At 39.1% G+C, this 16,522-nt stretch carries 11 protein-coding genes and 1 riboswitch; of the genes, 4 read left to right on the forward strand and 7 right to left on the reverse strand.

Features of this window, described 5'->3' with window-relative positions:
• Nucleotides 1-15 precede the first annotated feature (15 nt).
• The 4 genes from atcC to atcJ are packed head-to-tail and all read right to left on the reverse strand — an operon-like array spanning nucleotide 16 to nucleotide 2,487.
• Nucleotides 16-918, reverse strand: a complete 903-nt coding sequence (atcC, locus tag D5018_RS02665) for a cold adaptation protein AtcC (protein WP_121837440.1) — start codon at nucleotides 916-918, stop codon at nucleotides 16-18.
• A 10-nt stretch (nucleotides 919-928) separates the two neighbouring features.
• Nucleotides 929-1,687, reverse strand: coding sequence for a cold adaptation protein AtcB (gene atcB, locus D5018_RS02670; protein WP_121837441.1), 759 nt, complete (start codon nucleotides 1,685-1,687; stop codon nucleotides 929-931).
• On the reverse strand, nucleotides 1,687-2,181 hold the full coding sequence (gene atcA / locus D5018_RS02675; protein ID WP_121837442.1) for a cold adaptation protein AtcA: 495 nt from the start codon (nucleotides 2,179-2,181) through the stop codon (nucleotides 1,687-1,689). Before atcA ends, atcB begins: the two co-directional genes overlap by 1 nt.
• A 24-nt stretch (nucleotides 2,182-2,205) precedes the next feature.
• Entirely contained in the window at nucleotides 2,206-2,487 is a 282-nt protein-coding gene (atcJ, locus tag D5018_RS02680; RefSeq protein ID WP_121837443.1) for a cold adaptation protein ActJcold adaptation protein ActJ, read from the reverse strand.
• 217 nt (nucleotides 2,488-2,704) lie between these two features.
• Between atcJ and D5018_RS02685 the strand changes: the two genes are divergently transcribed.
• On the forward strand, nucleotides 2,705-5,833 hold the full coding sequence (locus D5018_RS02685; RefSeq protein ID WP_121837444.1) for an ankyrin repeat domain-containing protein: 3,129 nt from the start codon (nucleotides 2,705-2,707) through the stop codon (nucleotides 5,831-5,833).
• A 64-nt stretch (nucleotides 5,834-5,897) separates the two neighbouring features.
• On the opposite strand, the gene D5018_RS02690 is transcribed toward D5018_RS02685, so the two are convergent.
• Nucleotides 5,898-7,796: a phytase gene (locus tag D5018_RS02690; RefSeq protein ID WP_243637367.1), complete on the reverse strand. Its 1,899-nt coding sequence runs from the start codon at nucleotides 7,794-7,796 to the stop codon at nucleotides 5,898-5,900.
• Between the two features lie 90 nt (nucleotides 7,797-7,886).
• Nucleotides 7,887-10,658, reverse strand: coding sequence for a TonB-dependent receptor (locus D5018_RS02695; protein ID WP_341538258.1), 2,772 nt, complete (start codon nucleotides 10,656-10,658; stop codon nucleotides 7,887-7,889).
• Nucleotides 10,659-10,986: 328 nt separating this feature from the next.
• Between D5018_RS02695 and D5018_RS02700 the strand changes: the two genes are divergently transcribed.
• Together D5018_RS02700 and D5018_RS02705 are read left to right on the forward strand one after the other, a co-directional pair.
• Nucleotides 10,987-11,916, forward strand: a complete 930-nt coding sequence (locus tag D5018_RS02700; protein ID WP_121837446.1) for a GGDEF domain-containing protein — start codon at nucleotides 10,987-10,989, stop codon at nucleotides 11,914-11,916.
• Entirely contained in the window at nucleotides 11,910-12,920 is a 1,011-nt protein-coding gene (locus D5018_RS02705; protein WP_165904984.1) for an AraC family transcriptional regulator, read from the forward strand. The genes D5018_RS02700 and D5018_RS02705 overlap by 7 nt, the downstream gene beginning before the upstream one ends.
• Here the strand turns inward: D5018_RS02705 and D5018_RS02710 are convergent.
• Complete coding sequence (locus D5018_RS02710; RefSeq protein ID WP_121837448.1) at nucleotides 12,899-14,092, reverse strand: ankyrin repeat domain-containing protein; 1,194 nt, start codon at nucleotides 14,090-14,092, stop codon at nucleotides 12,899-12,901. The two genes, D5018_RS02705 and D5018_RS02710, sit on opposite strands and share 22 nt — an antisense overlap.
• Nucleotides 14,093-14,273: 181 nt before the next feature.
• Nucleotides 14,274-14,391: riboswitch (TPP riboswitch) on the forward strand.
• A 123-nt stretch (nucleotides 14,392-14,514) separates the two neighbouring features.
• On the opposite strand from D5018_RS02710, the gene thiC reads away from it, so the two are divergent.
• Nucleotides 14,515-16,521: a phosphomethylpyrimidine synthase ThiC gene (thiC, locus tag D5018_RS02715; RefSeq protein WP_121837449.1), complete on the forward strand. Its 2,007-nt coding sequence runs from the start codon at nucleotides 14,515-14,517 to the stop codon at nucleotides 16,519-16,521.
• Nucleotide 16,522: the final 1 nt, after the last annotated feature.

Below are 16,522 nucleotides of genomic sequence, written 5' to 3' on the forward strand. Positions count from 1 at the left end.
CTATAGATACCTAAGCTAGAGTAAAAGATACAAAGGCCAGCCTAAGATAACCCCTGCCATACCTTCTTTATGCTCAATACGCTCAAGTTTTTCAGGTGTTGCACCTTCAATGACATGCTTTTGATACTTTTTCGCAAATTTGATGGTTTTGATAATTGAAGGCACAAAGCTTTTATTCAATTCACCCAAAACACTTTGTTGGAGTTGCTCAGGTAAAATCGCTAAGTTTTTGTCCATCAAATCGACGATGAATTCAGGCTCTAGCCATTCATCATTAAAATTCACATCAGTAATGCGTTTTTTTAAGTCTTCTTTGACTTTGGCATTAGCCCCAAAAAATAAACGATAGATAAGTGATTCAGCGAACATTTCTTCTAATGTTTCGCACTCTATTGGGTCAAAAACTGGGTTATTGAAAAACATGGCTTTAACGGCTTCAGCCGCTTGATAGCCCTGATGCTCTTTTAATGCATCTTGGTAATTGTCCCAGCCATTCCATTCGTCAGTATCAGCAGGTGCAGAAATGCTTTCAAGTAGTCGTTGCTCAACATCGCCATAGACAGATTTGCTATGCAATAAGCGATACTTACTGACCACAGTTAACATGCTCCAGCCTTTTTGGAAGCTTTTTACCAAGCCATCAGGCTTTTTGAGCAGAAGCATCGCCTTAACTTGATCATGACTCGTCAGTGCAGCAAGACCTAAACTGGCCACACCAATCACATCTTGTGAAGCTTGCTCCAATAAATGCATTTTGTATTTATTGTAAAATTTATCCGCAAGTTTTAGGCTCATAAGCACGCCCTTGTGCTTAATTTGCGCTATGTCTTCCTCGGAAAAAATTTCTTCTTCTTTTGCAAAATTCAAAACTTTAGACAGAAATGGAGCTTGATCCAAATCTCTTAATACGATTTGCATTGAGTATTCCTTAGTCTAAAAAGCTAAACATATCGTCAACTTCCGAATACTCATCTTTTGACTCATTCTTTTCTTTAGCTTGAGTAACAATTTCGCCAACAAATTTATTAATAATGGTTTGCCAACTTGAAGACTCATTTTTTAATAAACTTTTAATTTGCTTTTCTACTTCTGGAGCTAACTCTTTAATGAGCGCCAATAAGCTACGAGGATCGTCAATTTCTAAACTACGAGACTCTTCAGCTTCTGTGCGATCGGTATAGCCAACAGTGGTACCGTCATCTTCATCGTCGAATACATCAGCAATATTATTGTCTAAGTCATCATCAGATGGAGTCATCAGCAGTTCGATAAATGGAATCGATAGATAGAACAAACCCGCTGGTTCTTCTGCAATGCACTCAAGCACTTCAGTTTGTTTCTCTTCGCTTGGCTGAACGCGAATCAAATAAGTCAAAAAATCGAAAGTTTGTTGCATAAGTTCATCTGCATTATTTTTGACTTTTTCTTCCCAATAGAGAGGTTGTTGGCAAACTGTGTCTCGGATTTGCTCAGGTGTCATCAACTCGGACATGATTGATGGGCAAGAGATATCATGGTTACTGTTGATTTGAGTCAGGGTAACAATATCCATATTTTCAATTACTTCAACCAATTGTTCGTCATTCATAGTATTGGCGATCAGCTCGAACTTCTTGCTGGCTTGTTTTGGCTCAACATCGGCTAATTGTTTAATTTCTGCTGCAGTTAGTTCAATAAGACTATTCATTAATATTCCTCATCATAATCATACTGATCTTGGTATTCATCACGGTAATCATTCGAATCTTCATTAAGGTCTTCTAGACCCTCTTTTTTAGCCGTAGGCTTCGAGTTGGCAATCATCAATAAAAATAATGCGGCGCAGCTTTGCTTAAGTAATGATTCAGAAACTTCTTTTACAGCTTTTACAAGTGCAATGTCTTCGTTGTTAAACGCTACACTCACCTTAAATTCATCCCAAGTGGGCATAGTGTTGTTATCAATCCAGTCCTGCCACTTTAATTGCACTTGCTCAGGAAAACGAACATTGCCATAAAGCGCTACCGTGAGATATTCGGGTAGTGAGTTTAACATTTGCGCATCTGCCAATAGCGCTTTTTTCATCTGATTTGTATATTGAGCTAAGGCATCTGGTGTATCAGGGTCTTGATATGACTCAATATTTTCAAGAGCGTCTAATTTTAACTGGTTGACGTAATTAAGATCGAGTTGATCAGTCATAGTAATCTCAAGGTGCTTTTAGAATTAATAATAACCATCCCACAGCTCTTTCATAGCTGCGGTTGGGTCGTTAACGATGACATTATTAAAGTCACGGATGAATGCTTTTCGGGATTTTGGTGAAGATAATACTTCATAAGCATTTTGAATACGCTGTAATAGAGTAGCCGCTTGTTGCTTTTCTTCCTCTGAAGCGTTTAACAGTTTATCGGGGTGATATTTATTGGATAAACGTTTATATGCTTTTTTGATTTCATCGTCTTTTGCGTTGGCTTTAACACCAAGCACACTAAAGTGATTGATCATGTAGGTTCCTGACTTATATATGAAAATATATTTTTGGCAGAATAGTTTTAAAGGGACAAAAACTACCATGACCCAACATAATACCAAACAATTCAGATCTTGTCTCAGTCTGCATAGGTAGCGAGCAGTATTAAGTTAATAAAGTTTAACGGCATACTGGTTAAATCATAACTATTATTAATTAATTCATTGGCTTAATTTCTATATAGAGTGGATCATGGCAGAAATAAGGGTTGGTAGTACTAGTGTTAATACAAAGTTTGGTACAGAAATGGAAGATCTAGAGGCACGTCCATTCTCTAAAGACTTTGTAAAACTTTTTACACCATATCTTACATCTGAGTCAAATATGGCTGAACAGTTAAGACAGCTTGAAAGGGATTTAAAGCAAATCGAATCTGCGGATGATCCTATTAAGGGGAATGCAGAACTGATGGCTCAAGTTCAAGCACTTTCTGAGTTATTAAATTCTAAAGATTATTCAGAGGCTGTGAAAGCTCATGCCATTAAGGAAATGTTTGAAGCTTATGCTGCAGCAAAAGCAGGGGCGTCCAACTATCTACCAGATACTTTGCTTCTTAGTTTACCTGTTGGAATCATCAAGGGAGAAATCGAACTTCAACCTAAGCAGGCACGAAGAGAAATTACAGAAAAACTAATCAGAGCGGCAGTTGATGGATTAGATAGTGCAGCTAAGAGCTCTAGAGTTAGGCTATCGTGTTCGGACAAAAACGAAGCTATAAAGCAACTTATGTTCGAATATGGTGTTAGCGATCGTAGAGGCTCTTCTCACACACGCTCTGTTCCAAAAAGAATTAGTCAGATTAAGGATAAAGTAAGGCAAGCGCTCCCTCTAAGTTCAGTTAGGCATTTATATACCCATAACAAAGCCGTCGTGACAGCTGCAAACGGAGATAAGTTTGGAAGTGATGCACGAGGCGATATAAATACACCTGATGGTGTTCATTTTTATAAGCTTAATTCGCAAGATGGTCTTTATCATTTAGTTAAAGCAAAAGATCTCAAACTAAACGAGCTGAAAACACATGTTTGTGATTTTGGGCCTGCTTTAGGTTTGCAAATGATAGCTTCCATTAATGACTTAAGTGACTGGGGGCGCTTTTATGAAAACCAATTACAAGTTGGTGTTGGAGAACCACATCAACAAGTATTTGAACACGCAATGTTAATGGTTTTAGATAGCTTAGTAAAAGAGAAAAAGATTGAGCTTACTGAGCCTTATCAATGGAAAGATTCAATTCAAACAGCCCCTTTTTTACAAGTTGCCGTGGAATTAAGCTCAAGTCGTTTTGCCGATCGATTTACAGCCAAAGCGGCAAAAAAAATGCAGGGGTCTATCAGTTCAGTATCAATGGCTGTTGAGCTTATCATATGTAAACCAGGTCTTTCTCGCCAAATTGTAGCTCATCGTCGTAAGCAAATTTTAGATTGGTGTCTTGAACAAAAAGGAGCAGGAGCTGCTTTAGAGCGAATCACTAAGCAATCTCACCTTGCTCAGCTTGAGAATGAGCTACTAACGAAAGAACTTAAAGGCCTAGCTGAGAGTTTTGCAAAAAGAGTTGAACAAGAAATAGAAAATGCTAATTCGGTAGCCAAAGTAACAGAGTTGTATGAGAGAGGTTATTTACCAGATAATTTAAGCGCACCTGCTTGGACTTATTTGACTAATTTCTTTCAAGATCTAGCAAAAAAAGATTATCCCGTTACACTTCTTGATGTTCAATTTTGGAAAGAAGTCGTTACTGATATAGAAAAGCAACACAAAGGAAGTGTTAGACAAGGTGTTAAAAAGATCCCTCAATGTATGGATGCAGCAATAGCATCTCAACGACGAAAAGCTGCAGAAAATATAAAAGTAGTAAGAAGCCAACCTCCATTTCAAGATAAACTTAAGGACTTAAAAACACAAACAAATGTGAAAAGCTTTTTAACAGAACTCGCAGTATTGAAATCTGAGCAACCGTCAGAGTTTCAAAAGCATATAGAACAGTTAAAAGATATAGCGAAAGAAATAGATGCAAGGGAGCTGTTATCAGCTCCTAAAGTCAAAGAAATTTTTGTAGATTTTGTCCAACAATGTTCCATTGAAGAGCTACAGGTCGTATCACCATTTTTTATCCATTATGACCTACTTAAGCTAGGTATAAATAGAGCTGATGAGCTAGATGGCTTAGACCAGAGCTCGTATTTATTAAAAGGGAAAAATTTACTTGAGTGGCTGCCAGAAAACATGTTGCGCAAGTGCAGCGTTCATACAAGAGAGGTGCTACTACAACACGCGGTGGCAGCTAAAGTTGAAAAAATTGAAAAATTTTCTGATTTCCAAGATATCGATACAAACGTCCAAGATGAACATGGCAATACACCATTAATGAATGCTGTTCTTCATGGCAATATAAGTGCAGCTAAATTCCTTATGTCTCGCCTAGCATCAGACCTTAAACTTGTAAATAATAAAGGGCAGAACTTGCATCATTTGATCTTATTACATGGAAATGCAGAGCTTAAGCAATTATGGTTCAACGTTCAGAAGCCTATACCTGATATCAATGATGTAGACAAGCAAGAAGTTTCTCCACTTATGATAGCTGTCAGACAAGGAGATATGGAAATGATCGATGCTCTCATTGTAAGGGGAGCAAAAGCAGAAACATCAGTGGACAAAGATATCCTCGTACAAAGAGCGATTCTTTCAGGTAACCCTGAAGTGTTACATAAAGTGGTGAAACACTTTCAATGCAATATTCTATCGCTTGATCGCAATGGTAATAATTACCTGCATTTTGCTGTTGCCGAAGGAAAACCTGAATGCTTAACATTTCTTTTAGAAGCAGGAGTGTCATCATCCTTAAAAAATAATGTGGGCAGAACTCCGCTGGAGACTGCGGTTTATAGGAACACTGAGAGTTGCATAATACCATTATTAACTGAGCTTGATATGGGTAAAGTAGTTGCAAGTGATGGTAATCCATTGTTGCTCTACGCCATAGCTCACAACCATTCAGTGGCTGCCAGAGTTTTGATGGATAATACTACTTTTGATGAAACCTTTGTGGATAGAGATGGTTATAACGCTGCACACCTAGCTGCAATGAATACTGACTCTGATATAATGAAGCTACTCTATGAACGGGGATTTAACATTGATGCTGTAGTTGGTTGGGGTTTGCCACAAAACTCAATCACACAAAGTTCTCCTTATGTGGGTAAAACTTTTACTGAAATTGTGGAAGGGCGATATAGCGGTTTAGAATCAAATGCTGCTCGTTCAAGATATAGAAAGTTTTTAGAAGATGTGGTTAAGATTAGGGATGCCCAAGAATAAAACTTGTAAAAACAAAGCATTCTTTATAGGGAATGCCTTGTTATTTGGTATGTAAATTAAGAGGTTATTTCTTCAATAATCTTTCAATTTCGCTCCAAGGTACCCATTTAAATACTTGATTACCATCAGGCAATCGATTACGTCCATCTTGAACCGCTATCATTCCTTGTTGCCAAGCTCCTGTGCCAACTGCTTTTGAAGTTACGGCAAGCCCGTCGGTTTCAGAGCTTCCATCAATCCCTTTCCCAAAATTAGTACCAATTCTAAAGCGACCTTTATATTGGTAAGGGGCTTTGGCATCGTAAATCACATACGAGTCATTACCTTGGCTAGAAACAACAAGATAGGTTGTATCCTTACCATGGTACAAAGCCAAACCTTCAACATCGTCTGCAAGCTGATCGCCATCGACTTTAAGGATTAATTTTCCTTTATTGCTGGTGTTTGCACCTGCATTAAAGTGCCATACGCCGACATCTTCTTCACCAATGTATAAATCACCCGTTGCGTCATTAGCAACACAACCTTCAACTTGAGTGGGGACAGACAAGGTGCGTACTTTATTAATGCTTGGTTTCAAGCCTTGCCATTCAATTTTATATTGAATAGTTTTACCTGATTTTTCATTGGTAAAGGCATACAAGTCCTTGTTGTCGTAGTACAAGCACATACCGTATATATCAGAGTGTTCAGTATCTAACACTGCAAGTTGAGACACTTTACCATCAGCTACAATATCGTAAACCGCTAGCTTGTCACCATCACGTAAACTGGCAGCAGCAATATCATGATTTTTTCCATTGATATTAACACTCTGGCGAATATCAATATTGTTAATACGACCAGTAGCAATGCTTTGAACTTCATTGCCTTGCATATCAAATACCATCAAACCCCAACGCTTTTGTGCTCCAAGGACTAAACTTTTTTCGGGTTCAGTTGGGTGAACCCAAATAGCTGGATCATCCATGGTGTCACCACTGCGATCAGACGTATCACTTTCAACCCAAGCTGGAATTTCAGGCAAGGTATCAGTCGGTTTATCGGCCGTAATTGATGATTTAACTGATGCAAAACGATAACTATCGGTTTCATCGTCAAAGCTAACAAGCTCTAGTTGATCTGGTGTTTGTTTTGCTGAAAAACGCTCTACTTCTTCACCTTTGATTAAAGCAATAGGCGAATTACCATCATAGATTTCTCCTTTCTCAGTTTGATAAAGGAGCTGTCCATTTATTGAAAACAGCGAAGTGATGTCATTATCTGGCTTTGATAAAAACAACTTTGTTTCTGTTGCTGCTTGTGGTTGTGCTGGGTATTGCCAAATTCCGGCATTTTGTTCAGTAACAAATAAACTATCGGTTTCAGCTTGATAGGCACAATCTAAAGAGCCAACGGGCACAGATAATTGGCGAACTAATTTAGGCTTGAGTTCAGAGCCATTCGACAATAACCATTGCTCAGCTTTACCGTGCTCTCCACCTAACCAAAGGTAAGTCAGCTTATCGGCTGCTCTTGGTTGTAAACAAAGCCAATTAATTTCAAAGTCTCGCTTAGGAAGCTGAGAAACAGGAAAGGCCTCATTTTGCTTTACCAAAATTGGCTGCACTCTGTCGCTTCGGCGGTCATAGGTAACGACTAAGTTCTTATCGGTCGCAAGTAAAGTGAAATCACCTTGTAGCCAAAGCTTTGCTTGTGCAGAGTCAGTGTCGTTCATCCAAAGCAAACCTTGTTTTTCACTACTTACCAACCAGCCATTGTTAAAGGGCTGAGCTTGACCACCTTTTACTGATAGAAGCTCGGAATAAGCTGGAGTAGGAATTGCAGCAACAGATTGCTCAGCTTGAGATTGTGTGCTTGATTCGCCTTGGCAAGCCGTTAAGGTCAAAAGACCTGTAACAACCGTTGCCACTAGGCTTGATTTAGCAAAGTTTTTCATCGTCTTATGATTATTGTTATTCATATTTTAAACCTAAAGTAAAAAGCTAAAAGTGTTCTAGTCACAACCGAATTCACAGCTGTGACTATCCATGCGTCGACTTAAAGCCAATACTTAGAAGCTGACCATTTGTACACCAAGCTGGAAAGTTCTGCCATAGGCTTCATATTGGTTATTGAAGCGGCGAGAACCTGTATAGCTATAGAATGGTTCATCTGTAATATTGATGGCTTTGAAATATACCGTCACTTGCTCTGTAACATGAGCTTTAGCTACAAAATCCCACTGCAAATGGCTGTCTTCATATAAGTCATAGCGTGCATCTTCAAAATCAGAGACTTCTTGCAGGTATTCAGATTTATAGGCGGCGGATAGCCATACACTCGTATAAGCATTTTCGTAACCCAGAGAGAAATTAGCGGTTAAGTCTGACTGGCTTGGCAAAGGAATGACACGTTCCATTCTCTCACCGTCATCAAACCAATCAATAGTTGCTTCTGAGTCTGTATATGTGACGTTTGTGTTTAAAATCATGTCGCTGAATGGTTCAGGTAAGAAATTAAATTCTTGAACGTATACCAGTTCTAGTCCTTTAATTTCTGCATCAACTCCATTAGCAAAAGTCACTGCTTCATCGAACTTTTCAAAACGACCTTTTTGACCAGCTAAATCTGTTTGGTAAATGAAGTTCTCAATGTCTTTGTAGAAGAAGCCAGCAGAAAGTAAGCCAATGCCATCGAAATAATGCTCAATACTTAGGTCAAAGTTTACAGACTCAAGTGATTCTAGGTTAGGGTTACCAAATTCAGCTTTAATATCGCCATCGTCATCTTCAACAAAATACCCAGGGGCGATTTGGTCGAAAGTAGGGCGCGTGATGGTATTTGTCCATGCTGCTCGAACAATAGTGCTATCGTTGATGTTATATTTAGCGTGAAGAGCAGGTAGCCAGTGATCTTCATCTTTGTTGAATGAAGAGGAAGAGTAGGTTTCGTCTTCTTTAAATTCAACACCCGTTGAATATCTGTCCATAGATTCATAACGAACACCCGCTAACAAGCGAAGTTGGTCAAAATCCATGTGGCCCATTAGATATCCAGCGTTAATTTTTTCTTTGATGTCAAAATCGTTGATTACTGATTCTACTTCGTCTTTAAAGTCATCTGGATTCAGCTTATTCACTAAATCCCAAACTGGAGCTGCGTTGATTCTAGGTCCAAATTGACCAAGACGGTAATTAATGCTTTCATCAGCAAATTTGCTCATGTTGAGTGCATCTTCATTAATTCCGCTTTCATCAAGATCTTCAAATTTCCAAATGTCTTCACGGTTGGTTTTATCACGACTGCTGGTTTTAAAACCAAACTTAATGCCACCACTGTTCGAACCAAGTTCAAAGCTGCGACTAAAGTTAAGTTTGGCTGAAGTCATTTCGTCTGTGGTTTTAGAGTCAGCGACTTCAATCTCTTTCAGCTCGTACTCACCTGTATCGTAATATGCAGCAGGACCGATTAACCTTGAGATTTTTGTTTCAGAGTAACCCATGTTGTCTATGTCTGCCTCAAAATCGGCACCATCAATATGTCGAGGTTTTGCTGCAGAAGCTTCAGAATAGGCAACTTGGTAGTCAATCGTCCATTTAGTTAAGCGACTTTTACCACCTAATGCATAAGAAGTAATGTTTTGCTCTTCAGTACGAGATTTTAAAGAACGTTTTACTTCAGCTTCATGGCGTTGACCTAGTGGTAAGCCTTCTTCATCATCACCCACTTCCCAGCTGACTTCAGAACCATAGCGAGATTCCACATCATCGAATTGGCTATAAAGGGTTCGAAGATAGAGGTCATTATTGTCATTTGGACGATAGTCGAAGTTTGCTCCGATACCTAAACGTTCACGAGTAATGTCATAACTACGTGCTTCTATTTCTTCAAGAACAGCATTGTCATAGCCTGTGTCTTCTGGGAAGTCCCACTTACCACCAGTTTCAACATTGTCTGAACCAAATTTACGCTTATACCAGCTTGCAGCAATTGCGAAACCAAACTTGTCGTTAATCACATCGCTGAAACTGAAGGCAATCTTCGGGCTGGCTTTGTCTCGCAATTGGTTATAGCTGGCTTCTGTTGAAACATTGTAGAAACGACCGTCACGGTCGAACGCTGATAAACTTTTTACTTCAACAGCACCACCTAATGCATCAGCATCCATATCCGGTGTTACTGTTTTGCTTACTTCTACCGATTGAACTAGGTCAGAAGGAATAACGTCAAGTGCCACAGCGCGGCGGTCGTCTTCGGGTGCTGGCAGACGTGTACCATTCATCGAAACAGAGTTGAAATCAGGCGCAAGGCCACGAACACGAACAAAACGGCCTTCACCTTGATCACGTTCAATTGATATTCCCGGAACACGTTGCAGTGCTTCACTAACGTTACTATCTGGGAAATTACCCAAAACGTCAGAGCTGATCACACTTAATAAATTATCGGCACTGCGCTGGCGGTTTAAGGACTTACTTAAAGAGCCACTTTGACCAATAACTTGGATGCGTTCAATTTCACCACTGGTTAGCTTTATATTTAGGCTAGTGGTGCGATTGTCTTTTACTTGGATAGTTTTGGTTTGAGGAGCAGCACCAAGGTAAGTAATGGTTACGGTATAAGTGCCAGCCTTTAGCCCGTTGAAGAAAAATCGACCATCACGACCAGCGGTTTGTGTTTGGTTTAGTTCTTTTATTGAAACAATAGCGCCTGCCAAAGGTTGTTGGCTGTTAATATCACGAATATTACCTTCGAACTTTCCTGCTGCGACAGCAACATTAGTCATCCCCGCTGCAATCAATGACAGCGTAAGCATGGATAATTTAGTTGGCTTTTTCATCATTTTCCCTTTGAGTTCATGTCAAGTTGTGGCAAAAGGTAGAAAATGAAGTTTTCAAATTTGTGACCGTTATATTTCTTCTTTGTTTAAATGGCACTTTTAAAGGCATTTCAAACTAATGATGAGCTTAAATGACTTGCTCCAAACCCTTTGATAAGGGGACTACCTAAGCTGCAAGCGATAATTTCAATAAAATATGATAATTGATTGAGCTGATTTGACTGTGTGGATTTTATTACCAGAGATTGTTTTAGTAATAAATGTTTAATATCCCGAAGCTAACTTCATTCTAATGGCAAGCGCTCCCTAGGCTTCTATAAGGATTAAGATAATGAAATTTGGTGTAAACCCAATTAGCTGGTTATGGGTAGCAATGAGCATCACATCATTGCTACTGCCACTAATGCTTATGTTTCAGTTTTTACCAATAAAAGACAGTATTGCAGTTGACTGGTTCGATATTGTGACTGAGGGTGCATTATTTGTGGTCAGTTTTTGTTGGTTATTGGTCGTTTATAGTGCTAGACCCAAAGGAAATGTGACAAGCCTATTATTGGTTGGTCTTAGTTTTTATACTTTTGGTTGTTACTTAGATATTTTAGATGAAATCTTTATCCGTAATGATTTAGGCATTGCTCTGAATATCATAGAGAAATTACCCACACCTCTCGGGTTAACTATTCTAACATATGGCTTATGGCAATGGCGTCTAGAGCAAAGGGTTATCAATCAACAGTTACATAATCGTGAGCAGTTTATTCGTCAACATTATTTAGTTGATCCACTTACTCAGCTTAATGACATTCGAGGGTTTGAAGTCCATTTAAAACACTCTCTCGATAAAGGTTCAAAGTTCGGTTTAGTAATGTTTGATTTAGATAATTTCACAGAATTTAATCAAACTCACGGAATGGCTAATGGTGATAAGTTTCTTAATGAGGTCAGCCATTGGTTAAGTTATCGAGCTCGAAATTGCGATTTAATTTGTCGATATGCAGGGGATAGATTTATCGCAATGATTGATTCGAGTGATGATTATTTTGTCCCAATATTAGCACAGGAAATCACGGAGTCATTGACAGCTCAGAAAATACAAGTCAGTAGCTCTTGGATGCTTCCGACTGAAATACAGTCAGTTACAAATAACCAATGCTTTGAAGATGAAATAATGTTGTTCCGATTGATTGGTGTTTTAAACCAAAAAATGGAAACCATCAAATTTAGCAATACAGCTGTAAATAAATGGAAGCTGCAATGCTAGTTCCTGCGTTTTATCGTGATAAGTCCTTAAAATGTCAATCTCTTGTTGCCAGCATGGTGGCATTGTTTAAACAAAGAGGGATTTCGGCAGACAAACTTTTTAAAGGGACGGGGATTTTTGTTGCTGATTTAAAGCAAATGGACAAGTTGTTATCCCCACAGCAATTAAACCAGTTAATTGAAAATGCCTTGAAACTTTGGAAAGGCGATGATCTATCGTTTTTACTAGGGCAATTTTGGCTAGCTGAGCAATCACAACAGCTTGCAACTGGACTTATTTCATCTAGCGATATTTCTCAAGCATTTGCTTTTTGGAATAAATTTAAGTGGTTAACTCATCCTTGGCTACAGATACATCTATTAGAAACGCAAGATTATTGGCATGTCATTTTTAGCCTTGATGTCGGCGCTCAGCAACACCAAGATTTTTTTTATGAAAATCTGTTTGCAACCTTTCAGTCAATGTATAAACAGATGACTAAGCAGCAACTTAAGGCGGTATACAGTTTTCCATACCCACAACCTAAGCAGCTCGCTTACTATCATAAATATTTTGGTCAGGATATAGAATTTTCTGCTCCCGTTTGCAGAATGTCGATTTGTAAAGCTGCGCTGCAACCTGTGTATTCTCAAATTAGCCACAACACGTCTACAAGGTTAATTGAGCATAATGTTTACAAGGTTTTAAAAGAGCAGCCATTTCGTAAAGGTCTTCAGGGTTATATACGTAAACAGTTAAAGCAAAATAAAGTTAGCTTAGATGAAATGGCTGAGCAATTAGCATTAAGTCCTGCTTCTTTGAAAAGAAGGTTGAAAGAGTGCCAAACAAGCTACCAAGCTTTGCATGACGAGGCTCAGTTAATCAATGCCTTAATGGCTTTGTCTCAACATGAACCGAACGACGTAGCCAAACAATTGGATTATCGAGACAGTAGTAATTTTCGTCGTACTTTTAAGCGTTGGACAGGAGAGTTACCAAGCAATTATCGGTTGTGGTTGGCGTAGACCGCGTCTGAAAAGATAGTACAACTCTGAGTCTCGCCATTTTGAAAAACAACACGAATTTTCTCGCTTTGTTCATTAGATCTAGTTGTGGATTTTTTCTCAGGTGTCTTATTTTCTTTCCTATTGAATAATACTTTTGGTATTGAGCCAAGCCTAATGCTTTCAGGGACATTTCCTGCATCTTTAAATTGCTTCCAGTGTGGGATTACCAGTGTGGCAAGCTGATTTTTTTTAGTATCAATTATGCTAAATGGTAATAACTTGCTTGCCTCGTCCCAGTTTTTGAACACCGCTAATGCTTCAGGACAACAAGTAAGAATTTCATTAACGGTATTAATTTGCCCTTTTTTTATTGCGATGATTAATGGCGTTCCTTTTGGGGCGACTATTGAACGACTTTGGATTGCTGCTTGTCTAGCACTAGCTTCGTCAAAAATAGAGTCTTGATTATTTGTGTGCATAAGAGTGGAAAGTAAACCAGCAATTTCTCGATCAATGACTAAATGAAGGAGTGATGTGCCATTTTTATTAACAATAAAAGGATTCCAGCCGTTTCGAAGCATTAGATCAATCAATCTGGCAGTGCTCGGATAGTGTTTGATTAAGCTCGCCATAAATTCACTATCATTTTGAACTGGGTAGTTTAAGTCAACTCCGGAGATAATGTATTCTTCCATGACTCTCCATTTTTTCTGAGTCAATAGCTTTGGAAGATCCATTGTTTTTTTTAATTGAGTAGATAATTGGTGGAATGATGCAGAAATGTCTCTAGCTTCTTCTTGACTGATGTTAAGTGTGTACCAGAGTGCTTCTTGCTCATACTTTGTGACTGAGTTACCAGAATATAATATTCGGCAACTCCTGTTAGTATCTGTAATTATCGAATCAACTGTGAAAGTTGGGGGATGCTTAAAAGCTAAAGGCGTTTCATTTTCTGGTGATATAACAAAAAACTTAGCTAAATACGGTTTGTGCAAAGGGTCACTTTTATCAATAACTACTCTAAATACAACTTCATTCCCAAGCTTTGTAGTAAATGAAACATTGCAAGTATCAGTTTCACTCATTAATGAAAATGCAGACAACACGTTAGAAGTGAAAGTATTTTCATTTAACTTGAAGTTATAGTTTGCTGACGATGTTTGGTTTTGAACGTTAGCTGCAGTTGCCATACCCAATCCGTAAGTGATTAATATTCAATTAAATATCTAGGATTCTATAAGCTGTTTGATGTAGTTAGAAGTTAAATGAATGAAAATTCATAAAGTGTTCGAAGAAAAAACTTTTATGGTTTTCATTGATAATACGATTAAGTTATGAATATACTAATTTCACTCAAAAACAATTTGAGATAAAAACTTGTCGGAGTGCCAAATGGCTGAGATCGCACTTTCCTTATTGGAAACAGAAAGCGGGATCCGTTGAACCTGATTGGGTTAAGACCTACGAAGGAAACAAGAAAATTTGATTTAAAGGAATAACATCACATTGTCAGTGTGTGCGTTATTATTTAATCTTTTTTCCAGTCAATAAATCAGACCTTACTGGCTAACAGACAAGCAAACTCAAGAATAATATAATTGTGAGATTGCTTATGAGCACCAATATTCGAAAAGAGAGCCTTCATTCAGAAGGTCACTTTGAAAACAGTAACAAACAGCCACAAACTCGTCGTGAACGTCGTGAATCCGCAGAGCAATACATTAATAATTTACGACCTGAGCAATTTCCCAATTCTGAAAAAATTTATGTAGAAGGCAGTCGCCCAGATATTCAAGTGGGGATGCGCCGTATTCATCAAACCGATACCATTCTTGGCGGTACTAAAGAAAATCCTATCACTGAGCCAAATCCACCTCTCGATGTGTATGATTGTACAGGCCCATATTCCGATTTTGACTATGAAATCAATGTTCACAAGGGGTTGAAGCAAGTTAGAAAAGGCTGGGTTGAAGAGCGTGAAGATACAGAACTACTACAAAAAGTATCTTCAGAGTATACCCAGCAACGATTGGCTGATGATGGATTGGACCATATTCGTTTTGAAGATTTACCTATTCCTCGTCGTGCTAAAAAAGGTAAGCGTGTTACTCAGATGTACTATGCTCGCCAAGGTATCATCACTCCAGAAATGGAGTACGTCGCTATTCGTGAAAATATGGGGCGTGCAGAACTGGCTAAAACAGAGCTAGGCAAGCGTGATAAAGGCGAGAGCTTTGGTGCAATCATGGAGCCGATTACCCCAGAGTTTGTACGTTCAGAAGTCGCACGTGGCCGCGCGGTAATTCCATCAAACATTAATCATCCTGAAGCTGAACCTATGATCATGGGGCGTAACTTCTTGGTGAAAGTTAACTCTAATATCGGTAATTCTGCTGTGACTTCTTCAATCGAAGAAGAAGTGGAAAAAATGATTTGGTCAGTGAAATGGGGGGCAGACACCCTTATGGATCTGTCTACAGGTCGTTATATTCACGAAACCCGTGAGTGGCTGGTGCGTAACTGCCCAGTGCCAGTTGGTACAGTACCAATCTACCAAGCGCTCGAAAAAGTAAATGGTGTGGCTGAAGATCTCACTTGGGAAGTTTTCCGTGATACTTTGATTGAACAAGCTGAACAAGGGGTAGATTACTTTACGATTCATGCTGGTGTACTACTACGTTATGTGCCTATGACGGCCAAACGTGTAACAGGTATCGTGTCTCGTGGTGGTTCTATCATGGCGAAGTGGTGCTTAAGTCACCACAAAGAAAGCTTCTTATACACTCATTGGCGTGAAATCTGTGAAATTTGTGCAGAATACGATGTATCGCTTTCGATTGGTGATGGTATGCGTCCGGGCTCGATTGCCGATGCCAACGATGAAGCGCAATTTTCTGAGTTAGAAACTCAGGGGGAATTAACTAAAATCGCTTGGGAATACGACGTTCAAGTATTTATTGAAGGTCCTGGTCATGTGCCAATGCACAAGATCAAAGAGAACATGGAAAAGCAGCTTACACATTGTGAGGAAGCGCCTTTCTATACGCTTGGTTGTCAGGTAACGGACATTGCGCCAGGATATGATCACTTTACTTCCGCAATGGGAGGGGCGCAAATCGGTTGGTATGGTGTGGCAATGCTGTGCTATGTCACGCCAAAAGAGCATTTAGGTTTACCGAATAAAGAAGACGTTAAGCAGGGTATGATTGCCTATAAGATTGCAGCTCATGCTGCTGATATTGCGAAAGGTCACCCAACCGCTCAAATTCGCGATAATGCACTTTCTAAAGCTCGTTTCGAATTCCGTTGGGAAGATCAAATCAACCTAGGTCTAGATCCTGATACAGCGAAAGCGTATCACGATGAAACTTTGCCTCAAGAGTCCGCAAAAGTGGCTCACTTCTGCTCTATGTGTGGACCTAAGTTCTGCTCAATGAAGATCACTCAAGATGTTCGTGAATATGCGGCATCACTAGAGCAGGGCGTGGAAGTACAAAGTCATCAAAACTACGTTAATGCCATTGAAGAGGAAGTAATGGCTGGGTTTGAGCAAAAAGCTAAAGAATTTAATGAGTCAGGTGCTGAGGTTTACCGTGCGCTTAAGTCCGAAGAAGTATAAG

It is taken from the genome of Parashewanella curva (assembly GCF_003675895.1).
Lineage (GTDB): Bacteria > Pseudomonadota > Gammaproteobacteria > Enterobacterales > Shewanellaceae > Parashewanella > Parashewanella curva.

Coding starts and splice junctions, on each gene's coding strand:
- atcC (WP_121837440.1), bottom strand. CDS start 918: ATGCAAATCGTATTAAGAGATTTGGATCAAGCTCCATTTCTGTCTAAA.
- atcB (WP_121837441.1), bottom strand. CDS start 1,687: ATGAATAGTCTTATTGAACTAACTGCAGCAGAAATTAAACAATTAGCC.
- atcA (WP_121837442.1), bottom strand. CDS start 2,181: ATGACTGATCAACTCGATCTTAATTACGTCAACCAGTTAAAATTAGAC.
- atcJ (WP_121837443.1), bottom strand. CDS start 2,487: ATGATCAATCACTTTAGTGTGCTTGGTGTTAAAGCCAACGCAAAAGAC.
- D5018_RS02685 (WP_121837444.1), top strand. CDS start 2,705: ATGGCAGAAATAAGGGTTGGTAGTACTAGTGTTAATACAAAGTTTGGT.
- D5018_RS02690 (WP_243637367.1), bottom strand. CDS start 7,796: ATGAATAACAATAATCATAAGACGATGAAAAACTTTGCTAAATCAAGC.
- D5018_RS02695 (WP_341538258.1), bottom strand. CDS start 10,658: ATGATGAAAAAGCCAACTAAATTATCCATGCTTACGCTGTCATTGATT.
- D5018_RS02700 (WP_121837446.1), top strand. CDS start 10,987: ATGAAATTTGGTGTAAACCCAATTAGCTGGTTATGGGTAGCAATGAGC.
- D5018_RS02705 (WP_165904984.1), top strand. CDS start 11,910: ATGCTAGTTCCTGCGTTTTATCGTGATAAGTCCTTAAAATGTCAATCT.
- D5018_RS02710 (WP_121837448.1), bottom strand. CDS start 14,092: ATGGCAACTGCAGCTAACGTTCAAAACCAAACATCGTCAGCAAACTAT.
- thiC (WP_121837449.1), top strand. CDS start 14,515: ATGAGCACCAATATTCGAAAAGAGAGCCTTCATTCAGAAGGTCACTTT.